The organism is Burkholderia sp. Se-20378 (assembly GCF_017104665.1).
In the GTDB taxonomy this organism is placed as follows: Bacteria; Pseudomonadota; Gammaproteobacteria; order Burkholderiales; family Burkholderiaceae; genus Burkholderia; species Burkholderia lata.
Window position 1 is genome coordinate 1 of sequence record NZ_JAAGPG010000852.1, and the last position, 2,264, is coordinate 2,264.

General features: G+C 69.6%; 2 protein-coding genes. Both read right to left on the bottom strand.

Features of this window, described 5'->3' with window-relative positions; translation table 11 throughout:
- Window positions 1-1,241 (bottom strand): aminotransferase class I/II-fold pyridoxal phosphate-dependent enzyme (locus G3N93_RS38210; RefSeq protein WP_206135354.1); only part of this gene is annotated, 1,241 nt, incomplete at its 3' end.
- Window positions 1,242-1,305: 64 nt separating this feature from the next.
- Window positions 1,306-2,223: a UDP-3-O-acyl N-acetylglycosamine deacetylase gene (locus G3N93_RS38215; protein ID WP_174940642.1), complete on the bottom strand. Its 918-nt coding sequence runs from the start codon at window positions 2,221-2,223 to the stop codon at window positions 1,306-1,308.
- Window positions 2,224-2,264 lie beyond the last annotated feature (41 nt).

Here is a 2,264-nt window from a genome sequence, read left to right on the forward strand (position 1 = left end):
TGGCGCGCCGCCTTTTCCTCGACGGCCGGATAGAAGATCGGCTGCACGTTGATCCCTTCGTCGAACATCGCATTGGCCCATTGCGCGGCCTTCAGCGAGCTCCCCGTGATCACCGGCACGACCGCAAACCCGGCGCTCGTGCCCGTATTCAGCCCGGCGGCGCGCGCCTCGGTCAGGAACTGCCGCCCGCGCGCCTGCAGTCGCGCGACGCGCTCCGGCTCGGCCTGCAGGCGCTCGAGCGCGGCCAGCGACGCTTCGGCGAGCGTCGGCGCGAGCCCGACGCTGTACAGGAAGCCCGGCGCCAGATGGCGCAGCATGTCGACCAGCGGCTGGCAGCCGGCGATGAAACCGCCACAGCCGGCCAGCGTCTTGCTCATCGTGCCCATCCACATGTCGACCTGGTCGGGTGCAACGCCGCAATGCTCGCGGATGCCCTTGCCGGTCGCGCCAAGCACGCCGAGCGAATGCGCCTCGTCAACCAGCAGGAATGCACCGTGCCGCGTCTTCACGTCGACGAAGCGCTGCAGGTCGGGGAAATCGCCGTCCATGCTGTACAGCCCTTCGATCGCGATCAGCACGTGCCGGTATTCGCGGCGCACGCGCGACAGCAGTTCGTCGAGCGCCTGCCAGTCGTTGTGCGCGAAGCTCAGCCGCTTCGCGCCGCTCAGTTGCGCGCCCTGCACGATGCTGTTGTGCGCGAGCGAATCGTGGACGACCAAGTCGCCGGGGCCGAACAGCGCGCCGATCACGGTCACGTTCGTCGCATGGCCGCTCACGAACGCCACGCAATCGTCGGTCTCGTAGAATGCGGCCAGCGCGCGCTCGAGGTCGCGCTGCACCGGGCGCTCGCCCGCGACCATCCGGCTCGCGGACGCCGACGTGCCGTAGCGGTCGATCGCGGCTTTCGCGCGCGACGACACGGCCGGATCGCCGGCCAGGCCGAGGTAGTTGTAGTTTGCGAAGTTCAGGTACTCGCGGCCGCCGATCTGCGTCGTCGCACCGGCCACGCCGTCGTGCACGCGGAAAAACGGCGAGTCGACGCGCAGCTTCTCGCCCATCTCGCGCATGATCCGGACCTGCTGATACTGCGGCATCGATTCGAAGCGGCTGCGCGCCGATGCGGTCTGTGCGGCCAGCGTGCCGGGCACGCCCGGTGCCGCGGCTGCATCCGTTGCGCGCTCCAGTTGCCGTTTCAGCGCTTTCGCCGCCAGTTGCTGGCGAAGATGCTCTCCCAGTGCCATTGCTTCCTTCGCTGTATCTCGAAAAGACGCTATGTTACGCCGGGAGCCATGAAAAAGCGTGGTGTCACGCGTCGGGAAACTCGGCCCACTGCCACGCATCGGGTTCGGCCAGCAGTGCGTCCACCAGCCGGAAATTCATCTCGTGGCTCGGCCGCAGCGCGCTCACGCGCGCCAGCAGCGGCGCGCCGGCCAGCGCGAGATCGCCGACCAGGTCGAGCACGCGATGCCGGACGAACTCCTCCGGCAGCCGCATCCCGCCCAGCACGCGATTGCCGACGATGGACGCCGTGCACGACGGCCGCGCGCCGCGCAGGATCGGCACCCCGCGCAGATAACCGGCGACGATCGCGGGTACCGCCCATTTCACGCGTCCATACGAGCGCGATGGCGCGATTTCGGTCGCAAATGCGGCCGGCGTCAGCGCACCGTCCCAGTGCATGTCGCCGAAGCCGCGCAGGTCGTTGCGCACGCTCAGTTCGTAACGCGGCGCCGGTTCGATCCGCATTTCGCGCCGCTGGTCGCCCTCACCGTCCGTGACGACGACGGGCCGCAGCACGCGGATGAAGCGTTTCGGCGCATCGAGCGCTACGCGGCCACACGCGCGGATGGCATCCACCCACGGCGCGGCGCTGCCATCGAGAATCGGTACTTCCTCGGCATCGATCTCGACGATCGCATGATCGATCTCGCATGCGAGCAACGACGCGAGCAGGTGCTCGATCGTGCGAACGCCGACGCCGTCGGCGTTGCGCAGCATCGTGCACAGCGGCTGTGCGCGGCGCAGCGCGGGATCGACCGGCAGCGTCGCCAGCGTGCGCCCCTGAGCAACACGACGGAACGCGATGCCCGTCACGCCCTCTTCCGGACGCGCGGGCAGGATCCGCACGCCCACCCGGCGCCCCGTGTGCAGCCCGTGACCGTCGATCGCCAGCGGCCGTGCCAGCGTGCCCTGACTCGTTGCCCAGCCGGACGGCGCGCTCATCGCGCGACCTCCAGCGTCGGCGACGCCTGGCCCGCCGCGGG